This window comes from Methylobacterium sp. BI1 (assembly GCF_056680125.1).
Genome location: NZ_CM155267.1, coordinates 3,255,862 through 3,278,919 on the forward strand (window position 1 = coordinate 3,255,862; position 23,058 = coordinate 3,278,919).

The window sequence follows — 23,058 nt, forward strand, 5'->3', positions numbered from 1 at the left end:
CGGGAACGCCGCGACGCGACCTCCGGTTGACGCGGCATTCCAACGGAGACGCCGCGTGACCGACAACCCCCTGACGACCTATCCCCGCCCGCCCTTCGAGAGCCAGCCGCAGAGCTTCCCGGGCAAGACCGCCAAGATGATGCCCGAGCCCGATCACGGCGAGGAGAGCTACCGGGGCGCTGGCAAGCTGACGGGCCAGGCCGCCCTGATCACCGGCGGCGATTCCGGCATCGGCCGGGCGGTGGCCATCGCCTTCGCCCGCGAGGGGGCCGACGTGGCGATCGCCTACCTGCCCGAGGAGCAGGCGGATGCCGAGGCGGTGGCCGGCTGGGTCGAGAAGGCGGGCCGGCGCGCCCTGCTGCTGCCGGGCGACCTCAAGGACCCGGCCCATGGCCGCGAGCTCGTGGCCCGCACGGTCGCCGAATTCGGCCGCCTCGACGTGCTGGTGAACAACGGCGCCTTCCAGCAGCCGAACCAGGGGCTCGACGCCATCGAGGACGCGGTCTTCGAGGACCATTTCCGCACCAACGTGTTCGGGCCGTTCTACGTGACCAAGGCCGCCCTGCCCCACCTGAAGCCCGGGGCCTCGGTGATCTTCACCTCCTCGGTGAACTCCAAGCACCCGATGCCCTCGCTGATGGCCTACAGCGCCACCAAGGGGGCGCTCAGCAACATGGTGCTCAGCCTGTCGCAACTGCTGGCCGAGAAGGGCATCCGGGTGAACGGCGTGCTGCCGGGGCCGATCTGGACGCCCTTCATCCCGGCGGGGATGAGCGACGATTCGGTGAAGTCCTTCGGCAGCCAGGTCCCGTTCGGGCGCCCGGGCCAGCCGGCGGAGCTCGCCTCCGCCTACGTGATGCTGGCCTCGGCCGAGAGCAGCTACACCTCCGGCGCCCTCGTCACCGTGGCCGGGGCGATGCCGGTCCTCTGAGGCCGCCCGTCGACCCCGGCCTCCGCGCCGGGGTCGACCGCAACGGTCTGCCGAACGGTTCGCCCGGTTCGCGCGTTCCTGTGGCCTCGGAGGGGGAGGGAACAGGATGCGCACCTGGAGGGCGATGGACCGGGCCCCGCAGGACGGCCGCTGGATCATCGCGATCCACCGGGCCGACCCGGACCGGCGCGCGGTGATCCGCTGGGACCCGGCGGGCCTCGGCGATCCCCGGCCCTGGCACGTCGCCTCCTGCCAGCACAGCTACCCCGCCGAGGCCTTCACGGACTGGATGGAGTTCCCCGACTGTCCACCCGCCGAAGGCCGTGAACCCGGCACCGCAGGAGGTCACGATGGCGCGCGAAGCGATGGGTCCCCTCACCCTGGACGTTGAGCCCTGCCCCGAGGACGCCACCCGCTACCGCTGGACGGTCCGCGAGGCGGAGCAGGTGGTGCGCGGCGCCCTCTACTCCCTGCCCGACGCGGAGTCCGCCCTGCGCCAGGGCCGCGCGGCGATGGCCGAGGCGGCCGACCTGTGCCGCGACACCCAGGGGCGCGCGGCGGGTTGAGCCGGCCGGCGGACCTGACGGCGCCGAACCCCACCGGCGGTGGGAGCCGGCGCCGCCCGGGGTGCCCGCGGACGCCTCAGATCCGATACTTCTTGGCGAGGCGATGCAGCCCGAAGACCGCGCCGAGGGCGGCGGCCGCGAAGAAGGCCGTGCGATGCCGGTCGGTGAACATCTCCCAGCTTCCGGAGCGGGCGCGCCCGTCGAAGCGGCCATGGGCGCCGTAATCGCCGGGCACCGGCGCGAACAGATTGGCCGGGGCATCGCCCGGCAGGCGCTTGTCCGTCAGCTGGCTGCTGTAACCCGTCCTGGCGAGGTAGCGGTCCAGCAGGCCGGGCGCGATGCGGTTGGCGAGGATCGCCTGGACGGTGGGGTAGCCGACCCAGACCTCCCGGCGGCGGTGCTCCGCCGCGAAGACGATGGCCCGGGCCGGGACCTCGGGCTGGTAGATCGGCGGGACGGGCTGGGCGCGACGGCCCATCTTGTTCAGGGCCCAGTCGAATTGCGGCGTGTTCACCGCCGGCAGGTCGACCGTGGTGAGCTGGATGTCGAGCTTGTCGTGGATCAGCTCGGAGCGGAGGGAATCCGTGAAGCCCCGGATCGCCGATTTCGCCCCGCAATAGAGGGCCTGCAGTGGCACGGAGCGGTAGGACAGCGCCGAGCCCACGTTGATGATGGTGCCGCGATTGCGGGGGCGCATCCGCTTCAGCGCGCTCATCATGCCGTAGACCTGGCCGAGATAGGTCACCTGGGTGGCGCGCTCGGCTTCGGCCGGCGTCAGTGCGTGGACGGGCGCGAAGACGGTCGCCATGGCCACGTTGACCCAGATGTCGATCGGGCCGAGTTCCCGCTCGATGCGATCGGCGGCGCGTTCGACGGCCTCGGCATCGGCGACATCGGTGGGCACGGCCAGGGCCCGCACGCCGTACCCCCGGACCGCGGCCGCCGCGCGCTCCAGCCGGCCGGGATCGCGGGACAGGAGGGCGACGTCGTAGCCCCGCCGCGCGAACGCGTCCACCGTGGCGCGGCCGACCCCCGCGCCTGCCCCCGTGACGACGACAATGCCGACCATGACGCTTCACCTTTTCGCGATAAGTTGTGTCGAAAATCCGGATTGATCGCTAAATTTCCGGCTCATCAAATGTTCTTGATGCGATCATGCGGCTATAGATCCAGTCTGATCAACAACAGCGCCCCTCAACATCTGAGATCGCCGCGATGTTCCATTTGCCATATGGATGAGGAGGCCGATTTTTAGCCTGCTACGGTCGGTTTCCAGGCGGCGATGCGGTCCGTTCGCGTGAGCCATGCTTCGAGGAGCATGTGCGGCAGCGTCAACGCTGCGAGCAGTTGCAGTGTGAGGCCTACGAGCCGGACCGCCGGATCGCCCTGATGGAGCGGCCACAGGGCCGCGCCGATGAGCACGGTGAGGAGCGTGGTCGGCAAGGCCCGCCACCAGGCGCTCGCCCCGTCGTGCACCCGGGGGACGCGGGTGGGATGCCGGATCAGGGCGGCCGTATGGGCCGGGGCATGGACGACGACGAAGTAGAGGGCGAAGGCGACGAGGGGCGGCAGGGCCCAGAAGCAGAGGCTCAGGGCCAGCGGCAGGGCCAGCCGACGGACGTCACCGTCGCGGATGGCCAGAGCGACCCATGCGCCCGCCAGCGGCAGCCACAGCAGGCTCGCCCAGGCCAGCCACGGGGGCGGGACGGTCCAGGCCAGGCCCGTGGCCGCGGACAGGACCCGTGCCGTCGCGTCGGGATGGAGCAGGACGGGGAGCGCGATCGGCAGGCCGCCCCGGACGAGGGCCGGCAGGCCGCCGCCCTCGCTCTCCTCCGTGCCGAAGTGCCAGACGGAGAGTGCCAGGAAGCCCGCCAGCGTCGTTTCGGGCACGCATCGCCACGCGACCAGGACGCCGGCCACCAGGGCGAGGTAGGGGGTGGCGAAGGCCGGGAACCACGCCCGGCCCAGGCGGCGGCGCAGCAGCGTGCGCCCGATCTCGACGTCGAGGGCCCCGTGCGGCACGCCGAGCACGACGATGATGCCGACGGCACAGACCCATTGGACGGACCACGGCCCGAGCAGGCCGGCCAGCAGGACCGGCAGGGCGATCCCGCAGGGCATGGCGGCGCCGGGCGGGAGGAGCGGCGCCCGCCCGCCCGGCCCGCGCATCAGGCGGCCCGCCGCAGGGGCGTGGTGCTCGCCGGCGTCTCGGCCAGGTCCCGGTCCGTCGCCTTCGTGTCCGAGACAACGGCCATGTAGCCGTAGACGACCTTGGCGACCGTATCGAGGATCGCGATCACCAGCACGCTGGCGGCGTCGCCGACGATGCCGAGGCCGTCGGGGGCCACCGCCAGGATCACCGGGTAGACCAGCCAGACCAGGGACAGGATCGCGGCATTGCGCCGGTAGGTCGCCCGGACGTCGTCGCGCTCAGCGGCGTTGGCGTCCATCTGCGACTTCCAGATGACGTAGTAGACGCCGAGGAAGGCCACGCAGGAGACGATGAACCAGGTCCACTTGGTCCAGCCCTGCAGCGAGGCGCCGAAGGCGAACGCCGTGACGATCATCATCACGTCGGCCAGCACCGCCCCCGTGATGGCCCCGTAATCCTTGCGCACGTGGCGCATGGCGGTCAGCCCGAGCGAGACCAGGAGCAGCGGCGTGGTGAAGGTCCAGTCGATGTAGCGGGCAAAGTAGAACACCCGGGTCGGCGTCGCGGCCCCGGCCGCCACGGCGTCGGTGGTCGGCAGGAGCACGAGGCCCTGTCCGGTGGCCATCGCCAGGTAGGAGCATGCCGCGATGATCGGCACGATCCCGTGCAGGATGGTGTGAAGGCTCTCCGTCGGCGTGCGGCGCTTGCCCGTGACGAGGATCAGAAGACCACCGCCAAGCATGATGACGGTCGTGATCCACAATATTGTGTTTGAACTCATGGTAAAGCCTCTTCGCGCCGCATGAAATACAGCGTCCGGTGCCTAACCCGCGCATGTCGACTGCGATACGATTTCGGTTTTTCGTCTGTCCCCATGTGTTGATAAATATCAAGAACGGGCCCGAACTTGTTTCCGGTCACGAAAGCGTCAGCCGGGAACGCGAAGCACGGGCACGGGCACGGGCACGGGCACGGGATCGCGCCGTGATCCGCCGATCGCACAGGCCTGGTCGGTGCGCGAAGGGGGCTGCGCGTCGCCGGCAGGAGACGGGATGCTCCGCCGCCGTCACTCCGCCGGCACGCGGCAGTCCGGGACCAACCGCGATGTCGGATCGTCGCCCAGGTGAAGAAACGTCGCGTCGAACTCGGCGACCTCCATCAGGCGGCGCAGATCCAGGATGCTGAGGGTCCGGCCATTCAGCGCGATCAGGCCGCGCGACCGCAGCGCCGCGAGCGAGCGGTTGAAATGGACGGGCGTGATCCCGAGGAAATCCGCGATCTGGCCCTGGGTGATGGGGATCGGGCAACGGAGATCGCCGGCCAACCCGGCCACCTCCTGGCGCAGATACATCTCGCAGACGAAATGGGCCGTCCGCCCGATCGCCGACCGGCGCCCGAGGCACATCACCCGCTCGCGATACAGCGACGTATCGATCAGCGTGTCGCGCCAGAGGGCGGCCATGATGCGGGGGCGCCGCGCGATCAGCCCGAAGAGCGCGGTGTGCGGAATGAAGGCGAGGGTACTCGCCGTGATGCTCGCCAGCGTGTGATCGAGCCGGGGGAGGAACAGGTGCTGCAGGTCCGGGAGATCCCCCGGGATATATAGGAGCAGGATCTGTCGCGCGCCGTCGCCGAGCGTCCCGTAGCGGTGTACCCAGCCGTCCAGGACGAGGCAGCAATAGGTCGGCGTCTCACCGGACCGGAAGATGTCCTCCCGGGCGCCGAAGCGGCGGATCGTGTAGGGCAGGTCGCAGAGCGCCGCCCGGTCGTCCGCATCGAGCGACGACGTCCTTTCCAGCTTGGCCTGCAGCATCCCCGTCACGGAAGCGTCGTCGAATCCCACGCAATCCCCCCTCTGGCATCGGATCGATCGGCGGTGGGGCAAGGTGCGGTTCCCGGGGCGCTCCCCCGAGGGCCGATGCCGGACGCGTTCCCCGCTTCACCCGGACGCCGGCCGTCGGACGTCCACCCGTCCCCGCCGTTCGGGGCTGACCCGAACGGCCGGTGTCCCCTCAGGCGCGCGCCAGCGCGGGCAGGTCCGCGCCGGCCTCGATCTCCGCCGCCGGGGGCAGGCGGCCCAGGCCGAGGAGGTGCAGGAAGGCGGTGAAGGCCGGGTTGCGGCCGATGCTGCAGGCGGCGGTCACCCGCTCGCCCGTGACGTAATAGGCGATGAAGTCCAGGGCGTCGGGGTCGCCCTGCAGGATGATCCGGTCGAAGCCCTTGGCGTAGCCGCCGTAGTCGAGCCGCTTGTCGCCCTGGTTGCTCCAGAAGAACGGCGCGCCCGCGAAGGCGCCGTCCCGGCCGAGCATGGCCCGGGCCACGTGCGTGCCGTGCTGCTGGGCGAGGCGCCAATGCTCGATCCGCGCGGTCTCGCCGCTGGCCGTTTCCGGGAAGGCGGCGATGTCGCCCGCGATCCAGACGCCCTCGGCGAGGGCGAGGTCGCCGCCGACCGCGAGGCCGCCATCCGCCTCCGGCGCGACGTCCGCGATCAGGCCGGTCTCCGGCTTGGCGCCCGCGCCGATGAGGACGATGTCGGCCGGAAGGCGCCGGCCGTCCTCGGTCTCGACCGCCGCGACGCGGCCGGTGCCGGCGATCCGGGCGACGGAGCCGGTCGCGAAGGTGACGCCGTTGCCCGCGTGGTAGCGCTTCAGCGCCGCGCCCACCTGTTCGCCGAAGCGCTTGGCGAAGGGGATGTCCTCGCGCGCCAGAACGGTGACGGACAGCCCGCGCTTGTTGAGGAAGGCGGCGGCCTCCAGGCCGATGAATCCGGCGCCCACCACGACCACGGACTTCGCTTCGCCGGACTTCGTTTCGCCGGATTTAGCTTCGCCCGCCGCATCGCTCAGGCGGCGTGCGTCGTCGAGGCTGCGCAGGGTGAAGACCCCGTCGAGGTCCTTGCCGGGGAAGTCCGGCACCACCGCCCGGCTCCCGGTGGCGACCAGGATCGCGTCGGCCTGCAGGGTCCGGCCGTCCGCCAGGGTGACGCTGCGCCGGGCGGGCTCGACCCGGGCGACCTCCGCGGTGACGCGCTCGACCCGGTTGGCCCCGTCGAAGTCGGGCTCGATCCAGGTCTTCTCCGGCGGGGTCGGCTTGGCCAGGAACTGCTTCGAGAGCTTGGTCCGGTCGTAGGGCGGGTGCGCCTCGCGGCCGACCAGCGTGATGCGGCCGTCATAGCCCTCGCGCCGCAGGGTCTTGACGCAGGCGACGGCCGCCGCGCCCGCGCCGACGATGAGCACCTGCGCCGGCTGGGTCGTCGCCGTCCTGGCCTGTGCCGGCTCGGTCTTGGCCGGCTCGGGCGTCAGGGTCGCGACGGCGTCGGACCCATCGAGGCGGACGGGGTAGCGCGTCAGGGCGTCGAGGGCCGGCGGCTCCTCCAGGCGCCCGTCGGCCAGCGCGAAGGCGGCCTTGTGCCAGGGGCAGTACAGGCGCCCGCCGCAGATCTCGCCCTTGGCCAGGGGCGCCCCGAGATGGGGGCACTTCGCCTGGAACGCCCGCACGCCCGTGGCGTCGCGCACGAACAGCACCGCGTCGTCGCCGGATTTCCCCTCGGCCATGCCCCCCATCGGGATCGCGTCGAGGGCGAGGCGGATCTCGGTTCCGGACATGGCTGGCAACTCTCCCGGCGCGCGCCGTCGCGCCCGGCGGTCAAGTCGCCGGGCCCGGTCCGGTTGCAGCGTGCGACATCGCGGGCTCCGCCCGGTCGGCCGAGGCCCCCTACCCCGTCCGCATCGTGCGGCGCAGGCGGCGCCAGCCCAGCACCACGCCCGAGAGGGCGATGGCCGCGCCGAGGCCGTTGAGGAGCCACATCACCGCGTCCCAGGCCGGGCGGGCCTGGAACAGGTTTCCGAAGTCGAGGCGGTGCGGCGCCTCGAACAGCCAGCGCTGGAGCCGGCCACTGGCATCGAGGCGGTCGAGGAGCGCGCCGGTCTCGGGGTCGACGTGGAGCCAGGTCCCGGCCGGGTCGTCGAAGCGCAGGCGCAGCACCGGCAGCGGCCGGGTGTCGTGGTGGGGATACCAGTAGGCGTCATAGGCGGTCAGGGTCTCGGCCGCGGCGAGGCGGGCCTCCGGCAGGGCGCGGGCCGCGGCGGCGCGCAGGGTCGCCTCCGTGGGCGCGGGCGCCACCGCCCGGTGGCCCCGCGCATCGGCGGCGACCTGGACGTTCCGGCCGTCGACCCGGGTGAACCGGACCTCGACGATCCCCGGCCGGGCCAGCGCGTCCAGGGCCAGCGCGTCCAGGGCTTCTCGGGCGATCGGCGCCGGGGGGCCGGCATAGGCCTCCCGCAGGGCCGCCGGGGGCGTGCGGGGCGAGAACCAGTGGTTCGGATTCATGGAGAGCCAGCCGCTGGCCACGAAGCTCAGCAGGCTCAGGCCCCCGAGGGTGCCGAGGAGGTGGTGCCAGCGTGCGAGCCCGCGATAGGGGGTCACCGCCCCGGAGGCGTAGGGCCGTCGCAGGCGCAGGCGCCAGATCCCGAGGGCGAGACCGCTGAGCACCCCGGCGGTGGCGAGGCCGGAGACCCACAGCACGGCGCCGCGCCAGAGCTCCGCCCGCGCCCGCAGGGGCGTCGGGTAGAACCAGTGCGGGATCGCCCCGAGCCAGTTCCACAGGCGCTCCCGGCGGGTGGTGTCGAGGACGACCGCCCCGGTGCGGGCCGAGACGTAGAGCTCGGTGCCGGCGTCGTCGTTCAGCGCCACCACGTGGAAGGGGCGCACCGGGTCGTAGCGGTCGCGCACCGTCCACTGGTCGCGGGTCACCGCCCGCACGGTGGCGCCGGCGCCGAACGGGGCCCGGGCCGCCGCCGCGTCGATCGGGCCGAGGGCCGCCCCGGTCTCGGCCGAGACCGGGTGCCGGGCGCCGTCGCGGGTGGTGACCTGGTAGACCGGCGTCCCGGCCCGCATGGACAGGCTGAGGCCGCCGGGCTCCGCCGCGAGGCCGGCCCGGGCCAGGGCCGCGTCCGGGCCGAGGAGGACCCGGTCCCAGGCGATCGGCGCGAGGCGGGACAGGCGCTCGGCCTCGGTCAGGGCCGGGAAGGCCACGTAGAGCATCACCAGCCCCGACAGCACCCAGGCGGCGAGGAACAGCCCGGTGGCGATGCCGAGCCAGCGATGGCCGAGGATCAGCCAGCGCTTCAGGGGCTTGAGCACGGCCCGCATCAGAACCGGACGCTGTAGGCGACCTCGACGGAGCGCGGCCGGCCCAGGAGCCAGTTGGTGCCGACCCCGTTCACGGCGTTGCCGCTGATCGCGTAGATCGTGTCGAACAGGTTGTAGGCGCGCAGGGACAGGCGCGAATCCGGCGTGACCTGATGGTCGAGCCCGGCATTGACCAGGGTGTAGGCCGGGCGCGGGGCCTGGTTGCCGAAGTCGCTGAAGGTCTCGCCCACGTGCTGCAGGCCGACCCGGGCCTCCCAGGCCGGGGCGAAGGCCCAGTTGACCCAGAGGTTGCCGACGCGCTCCGGCACGTCGAGGGGCTGGCGCCCGGCATAGGACACCACCGTGCCGCCGACCGCCTGGTCGAAGCGGTCGTACTGGGCATGCAGCAGCGCCAGGTTGGCGTCAATGCGCCAGGCCTCGGCGAGGTGCAGGCTCAGGGCCGCCTCGACGCCCACCGAGGATTGCTGCCCGACCTGGGTCGCGAGCGTCGGCTGGCCCGGCACCGCCGAGATCAGGTTGTCCTTGACGATGCGGTAGCCGGCGAGCGTCCACTCGACTTGGCCGCCGAAGGCGACGCCCTTGGCGCCGACCTCGACCTGCTCGCCGGTGGAGAGCCGGAAGTTGGCGAGACTCTGCGACAGGGAGATCAGGCTGCCGACGGGATCGGTGGCGGTGGCGTACTGGGCATAGAGCGCCAGCAGCGGCGTCGGGTTGTAGACGGCGCCGAAGCGGTAGCTCAGGGCCCGGAAGTCGCGGTCGAAGCTGGCGCCGGTGACGAGGTCGGTGCGGTGCAGGACGGGCGCGTCGTAGCGCACGCCCGCCAGCAGGGAGACCTGGTCGGACAGGATCAGGCGGTTCTCGGCGAAGACGGAGGCCTGGGAGGTGCTGGTGGCGTAGGCCGGCCGGGCCCGGCCCTCGGCGGGGAACGTGCCCGGGTCGTAGGCGAAGGGATCGACGCTGGTGCTGGTGTCGAAGAAGAAGTTGTTGGTGTGCCGGAAGGCGATGTGGTTCACGTCGAACCCGGCCAGGACCTCGTTGCGGAACCCGAACAGGCTGCCGCGGACCGTGGCGTCGAGGCGGTTCCCGATCTGCTCCTGGCGGTGGTAGATCTCGAGGTAGTCGGAGCGGTCGATCCGCCCGGTGTCGCGGTTGAAGGCGTATTGCTCCACGTCCCGCCACTGGCGCCGGCTCTGCAGCCGGTAGGCGGTGTTGCGCACGGTCACGTCGGCGCTCGGCGTCCACTCGGCGCGCAGCTGCGTCCAGTTGTCGGTCCAGAGGATCCGGGCGTCGCGGACGTTGTAGTTGTTGAACCGGATGGATTCGAGGATGCGCCCGTTGACCAGGGGCGTGCCCCAGTAGCGGGTCGGCTCCTGATAGCCGAAATCATGGCTCAGGGTGACGGCGAGGTCCGGCGTCGCCTGCAGGGTCAGGGCGCCTGAGACCGCGAGGTTGCGGAAGCTGCCGTCCGGCGCGATCCAGCCCTCGGCGCGGTTGCCGCTGATGTTGAGGCGGTAGGCCAGGGCCTCGCCGATGGGGCCGCCGGAATCGAGGGCGAGCCGCGCGAGGCCGTCCGAGCCCAGGGCCGCGCGGGCCTCGTTGAGGGGCGTGAAGACCGGCTTCTTCGTCACCACGTTGACCACGCCGCCGATGGCGCCGTCGCCGTAGAGCACGGAGGCCGGGCCGCGCAGCACCTCGATGCGCTCCACGTTCCAGGTGTCGAACGGGAAGGTCACGGTGCCGGCGCCGACGAACAGGCGGGTGCCGTCGTAGAGCTGCTGGATCGAGTTCGGGCCGGCGAAGCCCCGGGCCGTGAAGGCGCCGTTGCCGTTGCCCGGGGCCGCCACCGTGGTGATGCCGGTGGCGTTCTGGGTGACGGCCTCCGCCACGGTGTTCTGGCCGCGCAGGCGGGTGGTCTCGCCCGCGATCACGTCGACGCTGGCGGGGGTCTCCAGTGGCGTCAGCCCGAGGCGGCTGGCGCTGCGGGCGGGACTGCGCAGGTTGAGCCCCTCGGCGGGGGCCGGGCCGCCGCGACCGGAGCCCGAGACCTCCAGGGTCTCCAGGGTCACGGCCGGCAGAGCTCCCTGCGTCTGGGACTCCCGGGTCTGAGCCCCGGCGGATATCGGCAGCAGGCCGCCGAGGAGGGCCGCCAGGGGCAGGACCAGGGTGGGCAGGACCCCGACGGGCAGAATTCCGACGGGAAGAAACCCGCCGGGAAGGAGCCCGACGGGAAGATCCTGGCGGGATCGCGGGGCGTTGGCGGTGCGGAGTTGGGTCTGTGCGACGGGCATGGGGCAACCGGGACAGGGCGCGGGCATCGGTCGGGACCGACGAGCCCTCCTCGCTAAAGCGAATGTTATAATGTTACAATCGCTGAAAGGTGCCGGACGCGGTCTTGTCCGCCACGCAGCCGCGTCCGGGCCGCGCGGAGCGGCCGGATCGGGCGTGGGCAAGCGGAACGCGCGGGCGAGGACGGGCATCGACGGGACGGCTGACGCGACGGGTCGCGCGAAGTGGCACGTCACCGCGAACGAGGCCGGCCTGGATGCCGAACGGCATCCACCCCGACACCCACCAGGACACCCCGCCCGATGCGTTTCGCGTGTGACCACGACTGACGGCAGGTCTCCTGGCTCGCGGGTCACCGCCCTCTCATCGTCTTCCCAGATGCAAGGCACCCAGTGACGTGTTGATGATGGGCTCGCCGCTTACAGTTGCGGGGGCAGCCGCGGCCTCGGACGCCCGTCCTCACCGCGTTCCCTTTTGATCCTCGATAAAGAGGAACCGTCGCGGATAAGCTAGGCCGTTTCCGGTACCGCAGTCAAACCCGTCCGGGGTTCGGCAACCGCCCCGTGGGCGGTCGGCCGGGGCGTATGCGCGCCGATCGGGGGACAAATCCCGCGGTGAAGCGTTGGCCCAGCAGGAAGAACCGGGCTGTGACGCTGTGACCGAGACTGAAGGAGCAGAGAGCACGATGTCCGAGGACGGGATCACGTTCGAGCGGATCCGCGAGCGCGCCCATGAGATCTGGGAGCGCAACCACCGCCCCGAGGGGTTCGAGGTCGAGTTCTGGCTGATGGCCGAGCGGGAGCTGCGGGCCGAGCGCGCCCGCACCACCCAGAAGGCGGACGCACCGGTGCAGGAGGACGCGGTCCGTCCCTGAACCTGCATCTCTCCCCGACACTGCAGGGGGCTGGCCCGGGGCCGCGGGCCCGGGGCGCCTCAGCCGTTCGGGGGCGGCGCCGCCGCGTCGTCCGCGAACAGGATCTCGTGGGTGAGCGGATCGTAGAAGCGCATCAGGTCCCGGACGAGGTCCTTGGCGGGAACGTCGAGGGCGGCGGCCCAGGCGCGGTAGCGATCCGGCGGGATCCGGCCGCGTCCGGTCTCCAGCTGCGAGATGAAGGTGTAGTACTCGGCCCCGACCAGGGCGGCGAGCTGGCGCTGGGACAGGCCGCGTGCCTCGCGCAGGTTCTTCAGGAAGCGACCGCCCTCCCGGCGCAGTTCCAGCACCCCCTCCGAATCCAGGCGTTGGTGGTGAGCGTACACGCGGGACATCCCTCCTCGGGCAGCGATGGTTGGGGCACGATCAATTTGTACAGTAAATTCCATATAGAGCAGGACCCGGGAGACTGTCCAGACGGCGCCGGTCCGGCCGGCGCCCGCGCGCGGTCGCGGCCCGGTCGCGCTGCCCGTCGTGGACGGCCCGGCGGCGTCGCCGGCAAGCTTGTTGGAAACAGTCCAAACTGCGCTATCATCGGCGGATGAAGAATTCAGACTCGGGATCGCCGGGGACGCTCAGATCTCGCGTCGCCTGCGCCCGCACGAGGATGCAGAGCGCAGCATGAACACGCAGACGACGCGGTCGGTGCTGAGCGACGGCCTGCGTGCGATGCGGCCCGTCCTGGCGACGGCGGTCGCCTTCGGGTTCTTCATCAACCTTCTGCTGTTCGTCAGCCCGCTCTACATGCTGCAGATCTACGATCGCGTGCTGCCGAGCCGGAACGAGACCACGCTCCTGGGCATCACCCTGATCGCGGTCTTCGGGCTCGGCGTCTACGCCGCCCTGGAGATGCTGCGCTCGCGCCTCCTCGTGCGGGGCGGCCTGATCTTCGACCGGCGGGTGGCGGAGCCGATCTTCGATGCCGCCCATCGCGGGGCGCTGCTGCGGCCCGGCGGGCCGCACGACGCCGTGCTGCGGGACGTGGACGTCCTGCGCGAGTTCCTGACCGGCAGCGGCATCCTGGCCTTCTGCGACCTGCCCTGGGCTCCGATCTTCCTCGTGGCCTGCTTCCTCCTGCATCCGTGGTTCGGCACGATGGCGCTGGTCGGCGGGGGGCTCATCCTCGGGCTGACGCTGCTCAACGAGGTCGCGACGCGGCACGCCCTCGACTCCGCCGGCCGGGCCGCCCGGCTCGCCGGGCACCAGGCGGGGGCGAGCTTCCGCAACGGGGAGGTGCTGCGGGCGATGGGCATGCTGGGGGCCATGCGGGCGCTCTGGCGGGGGCGCCACGACGAGGTGCTGCTGCTCCAGGCGCGGGCGAGCGACCGGGCCGGGCTCATCGTGGCGGCCACGAAGTTCGTGCGGCTGCTCCTCCAGCTCCTCGTCCTCGGCGCCGGCGCCTACCTCGCCATCCACCGGGAGATCACGGGCGGCGCCATGATCGCGGCCTCGATCATCATCGGCCGGGCCCTCGCCCCGATCGAGGCGGTGGTGGGCAACTGGAAGGGCTTCACCGCCGCCCGCGCGAGCCATCGCCGCCTCGCCGAACTCCTGGCCATGGCGGGGCCGGAGGCCGCGCGGGTGTCCCTGCCGCGTCCGCGCGGGCTGATCGAGGCCGAGGCCCTGGCCGTGGCGGCCCCCGGCGCCTCCCGGGCGATCCTGCAGGGCGTCGGCTTCCGGATCGAGCCCGGACAGCTCGTGGGCGTCGTCGGGCCGAGCGCGGCCGGCAAGTCGACCCTGGTCCGGGCGATGACCGGGATTTGGCCGCTGACCGGCGGCAGCCTGCGCATCGACGGGGCGGAGCTGCGGCACTGGGATCCGCAGGAGCTCGGCCGGCACGTCGGCTACCTGCCGCAGGACGTGGAGCTGTTCGACGGGACGGTGGCGCAGAACATCGCGCGCTTCGGGCCGGCGGAGGATGCGGCGGTCCTCGCCGTGGCCCGGCGCGCCGGCTGCCACGACCTGATCCAGGCCCTGCCCGACGGCTACAACACCGTGATCGGCCCGGGCGGCCACGGCCTGTCCGGCGGCCAGCGCCAGCGCATCGCCCTCGCCCGCGCGCTCTACGGCGATCCGAGCCTCGTCCTCCTCGACGAGCCGAATGCCAGCCTCGACCAGCCCGGCGAGGCGGCCCTGATGCGGGCCCTGGCGGCCCTGCGGGCGGACGGCACCACGGTGGTGATCGTCACGCACAAGCTCGCCCTCCTGGCCGATGCCGACGCCGTGCTGGTGCTGAATGCCGGCACGGTGCAGAGCTTCGGCCCGGCCGAGTCGATCCTGGGCGCCCTGCTCGGGCCGCGCCCGGTGCCGCACGTCGTGCCGGCGGCCGGGGTCTCGGCGCTGCCCGAGCCGCGCCGGGCCTTCGACCCCCAGCGGAGCGCGGGCTGAGCCATGGCGCTGCCGCACGCTTCAGCCCTTCTCAAGGCCCAGGCCCTGCCCACGGGAGAGGCCCTGCCCAAGGGAGAGGCCCTGCCCAAGGTAGAAGCCCCGCCACGGGCGGGCGCCGGTTCGCCGGCCGCGGCACCCGCCCTGCCCCCGGCGGCGGCCGACCTGTCCCGCCTGGTGGATTGGCGCTGGTACGCGGCTGCCGGCTACCTCCTCATCCTGGCGACCTTCGGGATCGCCGGCGGCTGGGCGGCCTTCGCGCGCCTCGACCGCGCCGTCATCAGCCCCGGGGTGATCGTCGCCGAGGGCAGCCGCAAGACCGTCCAGCACCTGGAGGGCGGCATCGTCCAGGAGGTGCTGGTCAAGGAGGGGCAGAGCGTCCGTGCGGGGGAGGTCCTGCTGCGGGTCGATCCCCTGCAGTCCCGGGCCAGCGCGGACCTGTTCCGCGGCCAGCTCGACGCCGCCCTGATCCTCGAAGCCCGGCTCCGGGCCGAGCAGGCCTCGGGCGCGCGCCTCGACCTGCCGCCCGAGATCGCGGAGCGGCGCGGCGAGGCCGCCATCGCGCGGATGATCGACGACCAGGCGAGCCAGCTCGCCGAGCGCCAGGCCTCGTTCCAGCTGCAGCTCTCGCTCACCGAGGCCAAGATCACGCAGCTGCGGACCGAGATGTCGGGGCTGGCGGTGGAGAAGACGGCCGTCGAGCAGCAGGTCGCCCTGATCCAGCAGGAGCTGGAGGGCCTGCGCGCCCTGCGCGAGAAGGACCTCATTCCCCTGTCCCGGGTGCTGATGATGGAGCGCGAGCGCACGCGGCTCTCGGGGGTCATCGGGCGCTCGGTCGCGGAGACGGCCAAGGCGCAGAACGGCATCAACGAGGCCGGGATGCAGGCCGCCCAGCTGCGCCAGAAGCGGCAGGAGGCCCTGACGGCCCAGCTGCTGGAGACCCGCCAGCGCATCGTCGAGCTGCGCGAGAAGCTCGTCGTGGCGCAGGACGTCCTGCGCCGGCACGAGATCCGGGCCTCCCACCCGGGCGTGATCCAGGACCTCAAGGTCTACACCCTCGGCCAGGTGATCCGCTCCGGCGAGCCGCTGATGGAGATCGTGCCCACCAGCGACCGGCTGGTGGTCAGCGTCCAGTTCGCGCCCAACGACCTGGAGGCCGTCCAGGCCGGCATGCGGGCCGAGATCAAGTTTCCGGCCTTCCAGAGCCGGCGGATGCCGACCCTCCTCGGTACCGTGACCCTGGTCTCGCGGGATCGCCTGCTCGATGAGCGGACGAAGCAACCCTACTTCGCCGGCACCGTCGAGATCGACGAGCGCCAGCTGCCCGAGACGGTGCGTCCCCGCCTCGTCGCGGGCCTGCCGGCCGAGATCACGGTCTCGGCGGGCGAGCGCACGGCCCTGGAATACCTCCTCGGCCCGTTCTTCGACGCGCTCGGGCGCGCCTTCCACGAGCGATAGGACCGGCGGATCGTGACGAACGCGGGAGAGGACTTCCCGGGAGAGGACTTCCAATGAGTGCGGTGCTCTCGTTTTTCCGGCCGGCGCAGACGAGCCGGGGCGGCTGGTCGCAGCAGGAACTCGCGGAGTTCTACCGCGTGGAGGCCGCCCTGATCCGGGCCGGCCTGCCGGTGGCCAGCGCGCAGGGCCTGAGCGACGAGGCCGAGCCCTGGTTCGTCTTCTGCCGCCCGGACGGCGACGAGATCCTGCACGTCGCCCGGATCGACGGCCGCTACGTCGTGGCCTCGCCGGCCTTCGACGGGCCGATGTGGGACAGCGACTTCCGCGCGCTCATCAACCAGATCGCGCAGCGCCACGCCGAACTCCTGCCGTTTCCGCGCGGCGGCGAGGGCACCCGGCTCACCGTCCATCCCGCGGCGCTCCTGGCCGCCCTCGTGGCCGCGGCGGCCCTCGCCCTGGCCCCGGACGAGGCCCGGGCGGCGGCATCGGCGGAATCCGGTGCCGGGCCGGGCGCGGCGAACCGCCCGCAGCCGGCCGCCGACGCCCTGCCGGACGGCGCCGCCGCCGAGCGGGACGGCCAGCGCAAGCAGGTCGACGCCATCGTGTTCTCCGCGATGATCTTCGCCGCGACCGCCTTCGCCCCCGACGGCGCCGCCGCGCGCCCGGCGGAGGAGGCCGCATCCGACGCGATGGCCGCCGGGGCGGCGAACCCCGGCGCCGGGGACGCCGTCGGTGCCTCGGCCTGGGAGCGCGCCGAGGCGGCCGCGACCTCCGGCGCCCCGGGCGCGGTCGGCGCGGCCGGGCCGATGGGCAGCGGCGCGTCGGCGCCGGCCGCCCGCGAACCGGCCGCGCCGGTCACGCCGGCCGGCCGGACGGACGCCTCCGGCCCGGGCCCCGGTCCGTCCCCGGCGCGCGATCCCGGCCATGCCGCCCTGGAGGCGGACGGCCCGGCCCACGGGCGGGTGGCGGAGGCGGACCCGTCCCGCACCGCCGGCGCGTCGAAGCCGGGCGAGGCCGTCGCGGAGAGCGGCGCCACGCGCGCCGGCGACGGCGCTCCGGGGGCGGCCGCGCCGGCCACGGCCGAGGTTCCGACGACCGCGACCCGGGCGGTGGACGCGGCCACGCCGGCGCACGAGGCCGCGCCGGCGCAAGGCCCCTGGACGCGCCCCGCCGCGACCGCCGCCGAGACGCGGTCGACGGCCCTCGCCGAGGCGGCTTCCGTCCGGGACGAGGGCCGGAGCGGGAACGCCCGCGCGTCGGACGCGGCCCGCGGCGGCCCGGATCGGGTCGCGGACGAGGCGGGGCGCGACGCCGGGTCCGCCCGTCACGGCCCGGGCGACGACGGCGCCCGCGCGGCGACGGCTGTGTCCGACCACGCCGCGCATCCGCAGGATCGCCACGCCGAGGTCGGTCAGGTCGAAGTGAGCCAGCTCCAGGCCAGCCAGGGCCAAGCGAGCCAGGGCCGAGCGAGCCACGCCGAGGACGGCCGCGCCGGCGGCGGCTCGGACGGGGGCGGTTCCCCGAACCGCAGCGGCGGCCAGGCCGGGATCGACGGCCTTACCGAACCCGGTGCCCAGGAGCATGGCGCGGCGCGGGCCGCGTCGGCGCCCGTCGAACCGGCGCCCGCCCCGTCCTCCCATCTTGAGGACGGGCGCACCGAGCCGCACCAGACCGCCTCCGCTCGTGCCGGTTCGGACCATGCCGGTTCGGATCACGCCGCATCGGATCACGCCGCGGCAGCGCAGGCCGGGGCGACCCCCGGGATGACCGGGGCTGCCGGATCCCAGCCCTCCGGCCCGGCCGATGAAGCCGGCCGGCCGGGCGTCGGCGCGCGTTCCGAAACGGCCGGGCACGCTGCGGGCGCGCCGGAGGCGGGGCCGAACCATCCGGAGCCGGTCCAGGGGCGCGGCGACCCGGGCGCGCGGGCCGACGTGGCGGACGCCGGTCACGGCCCGGCTCGGACCGGCGAGGGCCACGCGGCCGCCGCGGACCGGGGCCAGGCCTTACAGGCCGCGGAGCCGGCTCCGGGCAGCCACGCGGCGCCGGACGCGGCCCCGGTCCACGCGGCCCACCCGGGGAGCGCAGCGGGAGAGCCTCCGGCGGCCGGCCCCGACCCGGCGCACGCGGCGCCGGGGGGCGCCGCGATGGGAGCCGGACAGGGCAGGACCGTGGCGGCGTCCGATCCCGCCCCGGGGTCGCACGCGCAGGCCCCGCCGGTGGACGCCGCCCATGCGGGCGCTCCGGACGCCGCCGGGCCGGACCCGGTCAAGCCCGCCGCGGCGAGCGTCCCCCTCGCGGCGAGCGTCGATGCCGGCGGCAACCTGGTCTTCGCCGCGGAGGCGCCGCACGCCCCCGCCCCGCAGCCGGGCTCGGCACACGCGGGATCGGCACACGCGGCTCATGCCTCTTCGGGATTCGCATCCCCCGGACAGGCCTCGGCCGTTCCCGAACCGGCGGGCATGCCCGCGGAACCCAGCCCCCCTGCGGAGGTGGGCTTGGTGGGCCTGTCGGATCACGGCGGCGGCGGGCTCCACCATCCCGGTTTCCATACCTGACCCCGGTCGGACCGACCCCGTTCGAGGGCCGCCGCCCCGGCCGCGCAGGGGCGGGTGAGCCCCGGACGGTCAGGGCATCCCGAGGGTGTCGGGAAAGCTCTTGCGCGCCCGGCTGACCCGGCTCTTCACGGTGCCGACTTGGCAGCCCAGGACCGCCGAGGCCTCCTCGTAGGTCATGCCCTGGGCGGCCACGAGGAGCAGCGCCTCCTGCTGCGCTTCGGGCAAGGTGCGGATGCGGGACCAGACCTCCCGGAGGGCAACCCGGTGCAGCTGGTCGGCCAGTTCGATCAGCTGCCCGGCGGCGGCCCCGTCGATATCCGCCACCTCGCGGCGCGACTTCCGCTTCTCGGTGTAGAACTGGTTGCGCAGGATCGTGAAGGTCCAGGCCTTCAGGTTGGTACCGGGCCGGTAGCGCTTCTGGTTCTGCCACGCCTTCAGCAGCGTTTCCTGAACGAGATCCTCGGCCTGGTCCGCGCCGTGCGCGAGCGACTGCGCGAAGCGCCGCAGGTCGGGAAGCAGCCCGAGAAGGTCCTCGCGGAACGTGTCGCCGCCGCCGTCGCCGCCGTTCAGGGCCGCCTCGAGACGGGAGACGAGGATCAGGAGATGTTCGGGCGTCCGGGCGCCGAAGCTCGAGGCGTAGAGGGTGCGCAACCGGGCGCCCAGCCCGAACCGCTCGCCGGCCTCGATGATCGGCCGTCCGTCGGGCCTGCCCGACTCTGCCTTTCCCGACTCTGCCTTTCCCGATCCGGCCTGGGCCGCCTCGTCCGTTGCGGGGACGGCCTTGGGCCCATCGGGCCCGGGCGGGGCGCCGTCGACCTCGGACGCGGGAAGCTCAGGCGTAAGCTCCAGGTGGAACACCATTCTCGACGCGGTCTCCATCGTCCCGATCTGTCCGTACAGCAAACATGCAATAGGCAGTCGCTGTATAACGATCAAGGGCGGGATGGGTTCGGTGCGGGGCGATGTGCGAACCTGTGCATCGCTGCCGGTCCGGGCCCCGGTGCTGGGCGCCCGTCCAGTCGGACGGACGCTCCCACCCGACACGCCTGGCCGGCGGCACGGTCGTCCCGTCCCGCCACGCCGAATCTCGGCCGCCGAGACAGATCGGTCGTCCGGTAGAAGCGTCCGGTCCCGCTGCGATCTCAATCGAAGACTTTGGCAAGTCTGAATGCCGAAGATGTCTGTCTTGAATCAGAGTTCTTAAAAAGAAAGCCGATCTTCGACGCAAAGCTTTCGTACTTCGTCGCTAGAGCCGGAAAATTCGTGCGAAGACGGATATGCTTGCGCCGATCGCACGATGTCTTGAGCGCCGAGCGAGCCCGGAAACAATCGCGCGTCCGGCTGCGTTGAGGGCTGCCGTCCCCAGGCTGCACGACTGTCTTCATCTCCATAGGTCGATATCGATGAACCGGTTACCGGAGAATCCGGACGATCCCCAACCGCTCGTCGACGCGCCCGCGATCCCGCCGCGACAGGCCGCCCTCGGCCGTGTCCTGCACAAGGTCTCGACCCTCGCGGTCCTGGGGCTCGGGTTCGGCCTGACGCTCGCCTGGATCGTCTTCCTCTGTTGGGTCGGTTACGCTGTGCTGAGGCTGATCCTTGAATAATGATTGCAGTGCAGCTGAAATGGTGCAAAGCACAAAACTGCTGTTTATTTTCGCTTGTGTCGTCTTAATACCTAGGTAGTCTGGCCACCGATGTCGTTGGTGTGCACATGCTGTTGATCTGTTTCGCCTCACTCGGAGCCGCCGCAAGCCAGGCCGTTCGTCTGCCGGGCCTTCTGGTGATCGTATCGCTGCTGGCGGTCGCGATCGGCATCGAGGGCGCCCTGGAGCAGCGGTCCCTCGGGATCGTCCTGACCGATGCGGTCTGGATGCTGGTGGCGGTCGAGGCGACCTATGTCGTGACCTCGCTCCTTTGGAATTCCAAGGCCTCGCCCGCCGCACCCTGGGAAGCGTGACGGGGAGCCTGCGGGCCGTCCCCGTGACGGCGCCTGGCTCGGCCAGCCCCTAACGCGATGGCGGCGCGTGCGCGCGCAGACGCCGGACGATGGCCGTGCCGCAGGCAGCGCCGACGAGGGCGCCCGATCCGCTGGCCAGGAAGTCGATGACCTGTGCCGTCCGGCCGGGCACCCAGAGCTGGCCGACCTCCATGATGGCCCCCAGGACGACGAGGGGGACGCCGATCCGCCACCAGCGCAGCCCGGCACCGTAGCCGAGGACGAACAGGCCGGCCGTCCCGGCATACGCGACGGCGTGCTCGACCTGCCCCGGCAGGGAGGTGCGCGCTTCCCAGTCCCGCGGAATCCAGGACAGCCAGACCAGGGCGCCCACGCTCAGCCAGGCCGCCACGCGGACGAGCCTCGGAAGGGCGGCCAGACGTCGTGACATCACGCTCCTCACCTCTCCTGATCCGCGCGGTGCTGCGTGCGGGTGTGCGAAGGACGTGGCGGGGCTCGGTCCCCGGCCGGCGCTGGGCTCGGCGACGGCACGATCGCCGATGAAGACCGGTGCCGCGCCGCCCCTACGGACGGTCGACGGGCCGGCTGGTCGCCCGGCGGTTCGCCTTGAGGAGCTTGCCGATCACGATGCCGGCCGGGACGGATACCAGGGTCCAGACGCGGAGGAGATGGAGCAGGCGGAGGAAGACCATCACGCGCCCTCGCCCTCCTTCAGGGCGGCGTCATAGCCCGCCACCCACCGGGCCTGCGCCTCGGTGCCCTCGGCATAGGGACAATCCTCCCGCCGCAGACCCTTGCCGGGGGCGTAGAACCCCAGCGCGTAGTGATCCAGGTTGTCGTCCGGCGGCTCTGTCATGCTCCGGAGATAGGGCGCCGGGACAGGCCCTCCAAGGGCTTGCCGCGACCACCGCGGCCACGCCTGCCGAACCCCGGCCTCCCGGCGCGACGGATCTCGGGCCGGCATCCGCATCAGACTGTCAGCGGAAGGCATTGTCCTTCCCAGCGACGGCTTTGGAAAGAGATGGCGCTCCGGTTCGAGGATAAATTCGAGCGCCCATGTAGGTGAAATCGCGGGTGTATTTGAAATCAGAAGATAAATTGCAGCCGGTGTGACCGGCGGGTATGCGAGCCATGTTTCAAGCTGGGCGAGCTTGAGACCACGGACCTGAGGGAGGCGAAATGACCCGCGAGACAATGCCCCTGCGGGCCAGCAGGATCTCGGGTACCGGATGTGCGATCCGGCTCCAGTCTTGCCGATCCCGGATCACCGCGGTGAGTTTCAAAGCGATGTCCAATCGCCGGGCGGCCTGGGCTAGCAGCGGGGCGCCACCATCCGAGGTCAGGCATCCGCCATCCGATTCGGCTGTAAGCCTCTTGCTCCGCACGGATGGAAACGCGAACGGCAGGACCGTGAGATCGGACATGGCCGGCGCGACGATCGGGGTTCCCGAGGCCAAGGCGATTCGGGTGAGCACAGTGCCGAGCTCGCCGCGTGGGGCGTTGAATCGGTACGTTCGATCGGCGTGTGCGATGGCCACCGGCAGGATCAGCGATACGTTCGCCGACGAATCAGAGGAGCGTGGTTCACTCGTCCTGACAAGTCCCTCATCTACGTCAGCTCTCCGTTTCCTGCCTGCCCAGGTTGACCGTCGAGCCTGCGAAAGAGTTGGTGCAGGTAACGAAAAATAATTGTCACACCGTGCCTCGCCCCGACGGACCGAGCCTAATCCAGAGTCGGGAGACACGTGTGATCGAAAGATTGAGCGACTCGGCGAGTGCGTCGAGGGCTGCCTCCGGATTGCGCAGGGAGAAGACGCCCGTGGCGCGCAGGTCCCCGATCATGGGATCCACTTGGATGATGCCAGAGAAGTAGCGCTGCAACTGAGTCGTGATCGCGATCAGATTGCTGTCTTTGGCCACGAGCAATCCATTGAGCCAAGACGTTGCGGCCTCGATATCGACCTTCCGCCGCTGTGTGTTCCCGTCAGCGAACTCTACCAAGTCTCCGGGAGCAACCGGCTCATAGCCTCCCGGAGCGTGCCTGATGCGGCCCGACCCCTGCACGCCGGTCACGGCGAGGCGCTCGCCGCGGTTCTCGACGAGAAAGGTCCCGGCGAAGGTTTCCAGCACCATCGAACCGGTTCGGCCTTCGAAAGGCGTTGCCCTTGAGGCAGCCCGGACCAGTATCTCACCGCTCAAGAGTTGTACGGCGCGCAATCCGGTCTCGTAGACGATGTTGACCGCAGTGCGCGACGCAAGAACAATTTCGCTTCCATCGGGAAGCGTCACTGTCTCTTGCTTGCCCGTGTGTGTGAAGCGATCAGCCAGGATGTTGCCGAGTGGTACGAACCGGTCAGCGATGCCGGAGCCGATCGTTCCCACGCCGATCACGCCGGCGAAGCCCGTGATGAAGGTCCGGCGGCTCCGCCGCGTCGCCGCGAGACGCCGGGTCAGGAGGTCATGTCCCATCATCCCGTTTCGCGCGGCAATACCGCATGGCAGCAGGCCCTCTTGGAGCCGAATCCAGGCGGTCTCGTTGGCGGGATCCGCCCTCAACCACGTTTCGAAAGCGTGGAGCTGAGTTTCGGACATCGTGCCCGAATTCATCTCCACCATCCACTCGACCGCGGCTTCCGCGTGCGGGTCCTCAAGCTGTTGCATTGGCGACATGCGACCGACCCAC

General features: G+C 71.9%; 21 protein-coding genes, 1 pseudogene and 1 riboswitch. Of the genes and pseudogenes, 8 read left to right on the plus strand and 14 right to left on the minus strand.

What is annotated here, in order from left to right; translation table 11 throughout:
* Positions 1-55: 55 nt before the first annotated feature.
* Positions 56-931 (plus strand): SDR family oxidoreductase, encoded by an 876-nt coding sequence (locus AC1MGR_RS15285; RefSeq protein ID WP_480232158.1) that lies wholly within the window; start codon positions 56-58, stop codon positions 929-931.
* Between the two features lie 350 nt (positions 932-1,281).
* Complete coding sequence (locus tag AC1MGR_RS15290; protein ID WP_146180511.1) at positions 1,282-1,497, plus strand: hypothetical protein; 216 nt, start codon at positions 1,282-1,284, stop codon at positions 1,495-1,497.
* A 76-nt stretch (positions 1,498-1,573) separates the two neighbouring features.
* Here the strand turns inward: AC1MGR_RS15290 and AC1MGR_RS15295 are convergent, their stop codons facing one another.
* The 7 genes from AC1MGR_RS15295 to AC1MGR_RS15325 form a co-directional block, all read right to left on the minus strand.
* On the minus strand, positions 1,574-2,566 hold the full coding sequence (locus AC1MGR_RS15295; protein WP_480232159.1) for an SDR family oxidoreductase: 993 nt from the start codon (positions 2,564-2,566) through the stop codon (positions 1,574-1,576).
* Between the two features lie 182 nt (positions 2,567-2,748).
* The gene (locus tag AC1MGR_RS15300) at positions 2,749-3,666 is read right to left on the minus strand and encodes a Brp/Blh family beta-carotene 15,15'-dioxygenase (RefSeq protein WP_480232160.1); all 918 of its coding nucleotides are present in this window, start codon (positions 3,664-3,666) and stop codon (positions 2,749-2,751) included.
* Positions 3,666-4,430: a bacteriorhodopsin gene (locus tag AC1MGR_RS15305; RefSeq protein ID WP_108039070.1), complete on the minus strand. Its 765-nt coding sequence runs from the start codon at positions 4,428-4,430 to the stop codon at positions 3,666-3,668. The genes AC1MGR_RS15300 and AC1MGR_RS15305 overlap by 1 nt, the downstream gene beginning before the upstream one ends.
* Before the next feature lie 285 nt (positions 4,431-4,715).
* Positions 4,716-5,462 (minus strand): Crp/Fnr family transcriptional regulator, encoded by a 747-nt coding sequence (locus AC1MGR_RS15310; protein ID WP_480234810.1) that lies wholly within the window; start codon positions 5,460-5,462, stop codon positions 4,716-4,718.
* A 199-nt stretch (positions 5,463-5,661) separates the two neighbouring features.
* Positions 5,662-7,254, minus strand: coding sequence for an FAD-dependent oxidoreductase (locus AC1MGR_RS15315; RefSeq protein ID WP_480232161.1), 1,593 nt, complete (start codon positions 7,252-7,254; stop codon positions 5,662-5,664).
* 109 nt (positions 7,255-7,363) lie between these two features.
* Entirely contained in the window at positions 7,364-8,800 is a 1,437-nt protein-coding gene (locus tag AC1MGR_RS15320) for a PepSY domain-containing protein (protein WP_480232162.1), read from the minus strand.
* Positions 8,800-11,088 (minus strand): TonB-dependent receptor, encoded by a 2,289-nt coding sequence (locus AC1MGR_RS15325; protein WP_480232163.1) that lies wholly within the window; start codon positions 11,086-11,088, stop codon positions 8,800-8,802. The genes AC1MGR_RS15320 and AC1MGR_RS15325 overlap by 1 nt, the downstream gene beginning before the upstream one ends.
* 311 nt (positions 11,089-11,399) lie before the next feature.
* Positions 11,400-11,601, minus strand: a riboswitch (cobalamin riboswitch).
* Positions 11,602-11,771: 170 nt separating this feature from the next.
* Between AC1MGR_RS15325 and AC1MGR_RS15330 the strand changes: the two genes are divergently transcribed.
* Positions 11,772-11,960 (plus strand): DUF2934 domain-containing protein, encoded by a 189-nt coding sequence (locus AC1MGR_RS15330; RefSeq protein WP_108039059.1) that lies wholly within the window; start codon positions 11,772-11,774, stop codon positions 11,958-11,960.
* A gap of 59 nt (positions 11,961-12,019) precedes the next feature.
* Here the strand turns inward: AC1MGR_RS15330 and AC1MGR_RS15335 are convergent, their stop codons facing one another.
* Positions 12,020-12,343, minus strand: coding sequence for a helix-turn-helix domain-containing protein (locus tag AC1MGR_RS15335; protein WP_210205190.1), 324 nt, complete (start codon positions 12,341-12,343; stop codon positions 12,020-12,022).
* A gap of 295 nt (positions 12,344-12,638) precedes the next feature.
* Between AC1MGR_RS15335 and AC1MGR_RS15340 the strand changes: the two genes are divergently transcribed.
* The 3 genes from AC1MGR_RS15340 to AC1MGR_RS15350 are packed head-to-tail and all read left to right on the plus strand — an operon-like array spanning position 12,639 to position 18,415.
* Complete coding sequence (locus tag AC1MGR_RS15340; protein WP_480232164.1) at positions 12,639-14,405, plus strand: type I secretion system permease/ATPase; 1,767 nt, start codon at positions 12,639-12,641, stop codon at positions 14,403-14,405.
* Positions 14,406-14,408: 3 nt separating this feature from the next.
* Entirely contained in the window at positions 14,409-15,860 is a 1,452-nt protein-coding gene (locus tag AC1MGR_RS15345; protein ID WP_480232165.1) for an HlyD family type I secretion periplasmic adaptor subunit, read from the plus strand.
* A gap of 53 nt (positions 15,861-15,913) precedes the next feature.
* Complete coding sequence (locus AC1MGR_RS15350; protein WP_480232166.1) at positions 15,914-18,415, plus strand: hypothetical protein; 2,502 nt, start codon at positions 15,914-15,916, stop codon at positions 18,413-18,415.
* A 69-nt stretch (positions 18,416-18,484) separates the two neighbouring features.
* Here the strand turns inward: AC1MGR_RS15350 and AC1MGR_RS15355 are convergent, their stop codons facing one another.
* On the minus strand, positions 18,485-19,276 hold the full coding sequence (locus tag AC1MGR_RS15355; RefSeq protein WP_480232167.1) for a sigma-70 family RNA polymerase sigma factor: 792 nt from the start codon (positions 19,274-19,276) through the stop codon (positions 18,485-18,487).
* Between the two features lie 542 nt (positions 19,277-19,818).
* Between AC1MGR_RS15355 and AC1MGR_RS15360 the strand changes: the two genes are divergently transcribed.
* A complete protein-coding gene (locus AC1MGR_RS15360; RefSeq protein ID WP_108039048.1) occupies positions 19,819-20,022 on the plus strand; it encodes a hypothetical protein in 204 nt (67 codons plus the stop codon).
* Positions 20,023-20,129: 107 nt separating this feature from the next.
* On the plus strand, positions 20,130-20,375 hold the full coding sequence (locus AC1MGR_RS15365) for a hypothetical protein (protein WP_108039046.1): 246 nt from the start codon (positions 20,130-20,132) through the stop codon (positions 20,373-20,375).
* Between the two features lie 49 nt (positions 20,376-20,424).
* On the opposite strand, the gene AC1MGR_RS15370 is transcribed toward AC1MGR_RS15365, so the two are convergent.
* From AC1MGR_RS15370 to AC1MGR_RS15390, 5 genes and pseudogenes are all read right to left on the minus strand, one after another.
* Positions 20,425-20,805, minus strand: coding sequence for a VanZ family protein (locus AC1MGR_RS15370; protein WP_480234811.1), 381 nt, complete (start codon positions 20,803-20,805; stop codon positions 20,425-20,427).
* Between the two features lie 133 nt (positions 20,806-20,938).
* Complete coding sequence (locus AC1MGR_RS15375) at positions 20,939-21,070, minus strand: hypothetical protein (RefSeq protein WP_480232168.1); 132 nt, start codon at positions 21,068-21,070, stop codon at positions 20,939-20,941.
* On the minus strand, positions 21,067-21,231 hold the full coding sequence (locus AC1MGR_RS15380) for a ribosome modulation factor (RefSeq protein WP_108039042.1): 165 nt from the start codon (positions 21,229-21,231) through the stop codon (positions 21,067-21,069). The genes AC1MGR_RS15375 and AC1MGR_RS15380 overlap by 4 nt, the downstream gene beginning before the upstream one ends.
* 346 nt (positions 21,232-21,577) lie before the next feature.
* Positions 21,578-21,799 (minus strand): annotated as a pseudogene (locus AC1MGR_RS15385) (transposase); the annotation flags it as partial.
* Positions 21,800-22,067: 268 nt separating this feature from the next.
* Positions 22,068-23,045 (minus strand): FecR family protein, encoded by a 978-nt coding sequence (locus tag AC1MGR_RS15390; protein WP_480232169.1) that lies wholly within the window; start codon positions 23,043-23,045, stop codon positions 22,068-22,070.
* Positions 23,046-23,058: the final 13 nt, after the last annotated feature.